At 68.1% G+C, this 3,439-nt stretch carries 2 protein-coding genes; one reads left to right on the top strand and one right to left on the bottom strand.

Annotated features, from left to right (window positions below):
• Positions 1–611 precede the first annotated feature (611 nt).
• A complete protein-coding gene (locus G3N93_RS36825; protein WP_206135227.1) occupies positions 612–1,235 on the top strand; it encodes an FMN-dependent NADH-azoreductase in 624 nt (207 codons plus the stop codon).
• Positions 1,236–1,292: 57 nt separating this feature from the next.
• On the opposite strand, the gene G3N93_RS36820 is transcribed toward G3N93_RS36825, so the two are convergent.
• Positions 1,293–3,439: patatin-like phospholipase family protein (locus G3N93_RS36820; RefSeq protein WP_206135226.1), on the bottom strand; the 2,147-nt coding region annotated here is incomplete at its 5' end.

Raw genomic sequence — 3,439 nt, 5'->3', positions numbered from 1 at the left:
ACGGGCCCTCGGCCTCGACAGAAACAGCAGCACGACAGCACGACAGCACGACAGCACGACAGCACGCCAGCACGACACCACGACATCACCACAGCCCGCCCGCCCGCCACCCCTCCCGCCCGCCCGCCCACCCACCCGACACCCCGCCTCCGCGCCTACCCGACCGCCACCACGCCAGCCACCCCGCCACTGCCCCCCGCCGCCAGCCCCGCCCCGCTGCACCCGCCGCCCGCACGGCGCCGTCACGGCAGCGCCGCCCACGCCGCACGGGCCCTCGGCCTCGACAGAAACAGCAGCACGACAGCACGACAGCACGACAGCACGACAGCACGACAGCACGACAGCACCACAGCACGACCGCCGTGCGCCGGATTCGAGCGCGTCGCCGGCCTTTCCCGCCGCACCTTTCCCGTATCGACACCTTCCCGCACCGCAATCGCGTGACGATTCGTTTGGCGTGCGCGCGTGCTTTGCATTACGATTGCAATTGCAACTATATGGGCCGGCCGAGCCGTGACAGCGGAGGCGGGCGGCCCGCGACGCAGCAGTGGAGCCGGGGCCGCCACGATGGCCGCCCCCTTGTTCATGCATTCCTGTCCGGGTCAAACCTCATGCGGCTTTTGAACATCGTGTCTTCTCCCCGCGGCGCCAGGTCGGCCTCGATCGCGGTCGCCCGTGCCTTTGTCGATGCGTACCGGGAGACGGGCGCAACGATCGACGTCGATACGCTGAATGTCTGGGAGGAGGACTTGCCGGACTTCGACAGCGACGCGATCGGCGCCAAGTACAAGGGCGTCGCAAACGCGCCGATGGATGAGGCGGAGCAGTCGATCTGGCGGCGAATCCAGTCGCTCGTGAAGCGCTTTCAGGACGCGGACCGGATCGTCGTGGGCGTGCCGATGTGGAATTTCGGCTATCCATACAAGCTCAAGCAACTGATCGATCTCGTCAGCCAGCGGAACATGCTGTTTACGTTCGACGGCAACGCGTACGCGCCGCTGCTGGACATTCCGCGCGCGCTGGTGATCCATGTTCGCGGGCAAAGCCGGGAACCCGGCGCGGGCGCCGACAATCCCGGGTTCCGGCATCAGGCCGACTACATCGAATTCTGGTTGAGGTTCATCGGCGTGAGTGAGGTCAGGAGCCTGACCGTCGAACACACGTGGGGTACACGCGCAAGCGACAGCATCGAACGGGCGCAAGCCCGCGCGGTCGCGATGGCTGCGGAGTTCTGACCCGGGCGCGCGGCGCGATGGAGACGCGGATGCCGCCGAAGCGGCATCCGCGCAGGCTCAGTACGTGCGGCCGAGTTGCAGGTAGAAGTTGCGGCGGCCGCCGGGTGCGAGCGCCACGCCGATGTACACGGGCCCGAACGCGGTCGACAGGCTCGTGAAGAACGTATAGCTCTGCTTGAGCGCGCCGCCGCCGACCTGCTGGCCGCTCGACCAGACGTTGCCGACTTCCGCGCTGGCGCCCACCGACAGCGCCTTGATCGGCGATGCGTTGAACGTCATCAGCTGGTTCATGTAGGTCACCTGCGCATACGCGAGCTCGTTGCCGTTCAACTGGTCGGCCGCATACGCGGACAGATGCTGGAAGCCGCCGAGCGTGAAATTGAACGAGTTGATCAGGTTGGTGCCGCCGATGCTCTTGCCGCCTTCGATCGTCGCGCTGACGCTGTGCCGGCCGAACTGCTGCGCCACCATCGCCTTGCCGTAGATCTCGGTGTAGGGCGCGTTGTTGATGCTGTCATCGAATTCCTGCGCCGAGCCTCCGTTGCGCGACACCAGCGAGCGTTCGACGCGCAGCTCGGTGAAATAGCCCTTGCGCGGGAACAGCGGATCGTCGAGCTGGTCGATGACGAGCCGCGCGCGCGCGGTCAGCGCCTGCGACGTGAAGCTCGGCCACAGCAGCGTCTGGCCGCTGCCGTCGTCGAACGGCACGTTGTAGGTCGGCGAGCCGTGCCCGGTCACGTAACCGAGGCCGATCCGGAAATCGCCGAGCCGCCCGATCGGCAGGCCGAAGTCGAGCCCGGCGCGCGCGGTCTGCATCAGGTACTGCGTGATCTTCACGTCGCCGGTGTCGTCGTACAGGTTCGCGTAGCGGCGCTGGTATTCCGCGTAGGGCGACAGATAGACGCCGTAGGCCATCGACAGCGGCTGGCGGAACTCGATGCGCGCCGATTGCAGGTCGCTGCCGATCGTCGTGTCCGCGCGGAATTCGAGCCCCGATTCGGTGAGCCATGGCCGCCGGTAGCCGACGTGCAGGCGGAAGCCGCCCTCGTCGGTGGAACTGCTCGACATGCCGAGCCCGAACAGCAGGAAGTTCGGCCCCCAGTATTTCTCGCGCGCATCGATCTCGAGCACGTTTTCGTCGCCGTGGCTCACGATCTGCTGCGTGACGCTCTCGAAGTTGCCGCCCGTCGTGAGCCCGAGCAGATCCTGGCTGACGGTATCCGGATCGTAGGTGTCGCCGGGCTTCACGTGCAGCGCGTTGCTGACGACCTGCTTCGGCACGCCGCCGGTGGTCTTGATGTCGATGCGCGTGATCCGGATCGGCGGTGGCAGCGGCTGCGCGTGCGCCGATCGGTAGGCCGCGTACTGTTCCGGCGTGAGCGCGAAGCGCTTCAGCTTCGGCAGCGCCGCGGTCGCGGCGGCAGCTCCCGCGGCGATCGCCTGCTTCGCGTTCTGGAAATCGGTGAACGCGAGCGCGCCGAGGTCCGGCGTGAGCAGCACGTCCTGCGCGTCGAGCTGCTTGCGCTGCGCGGTCACGTTCTGGCGGATCAGGATGCCGACCATCTGCTGCATCACGTCGGCGGGCGACGCGAGCGCGTCGAGCGGCCGCAGTTGCGAGCCGATGTCGACCGCGATCACGACGTTCGCGCCCATCTGCCGCGCGGTGTCGACGGGCAGGTTGCTGACGAGCCCGCCGTCCACGAGCGCACGCCCGTTGATCTCGGCCGGCGCGAACAGGCCCGGCATCGCCATGCTCGCGCGGATCGCGAGCGGCAGCGAACCGTGGTCGAGCACCACCATCTGGCCCGTCTGCAGGTCGGTCGCGACCGCGCGGTACGGGATCGGCAGGCGGTCGAACGGCTGGTTGGTCGGCACGGCGGCCGTCCAGTTCGCGAGCAGCGCCTGCAGCCGGTTGCCCTGCACGAGGCCGACCGGCGCCTTCACGCCTTTCTTGCCGAAGCCGAGCGTCAGCCCGTTGATGTACAGGCGCTCGTCCTCCCGGCTGGTTTGTGGCAGGTCTGCGCGCTCCGTCACGTCGAACGCGATGTCGGCGAGGGTGACCGCCGACAGCCGCTTCTGCATCTCGCCGGCGGCCATGCCGCTCGCATACAGGCCGCCGACCACGGCGCCCCTGCTGGTGCCCGCGAGGCAGTCGATCGGGATGCGGTTGTCCTCCAGCACCTTCAGGACCCCGAGGTGTGCGT

The sequence above is a fragment of the Burkholderia sp. Se-20378 genome (assembly GCF_017104665.1).
Lineage (GTDB): Bacteria > Pseudomonadota > Gammaproteobacteria > Burkholderiales > Burkholderiaceae > Burkholderia > Burkholderia lata.
This window is presented reverse-complemented; position numbering and strand designations above follow the sequence as displayed.

Bases quoted from the DNA above. Each gene is read 5' to 3' on its own strand.
- G3N93_RS36825 (WP_206135227.1), top strand. From the start codon at position 612: ATGCGGCTTTTGAACATCGTGTCTTCTCCCCGCGGCGCCAGGTCGGCC.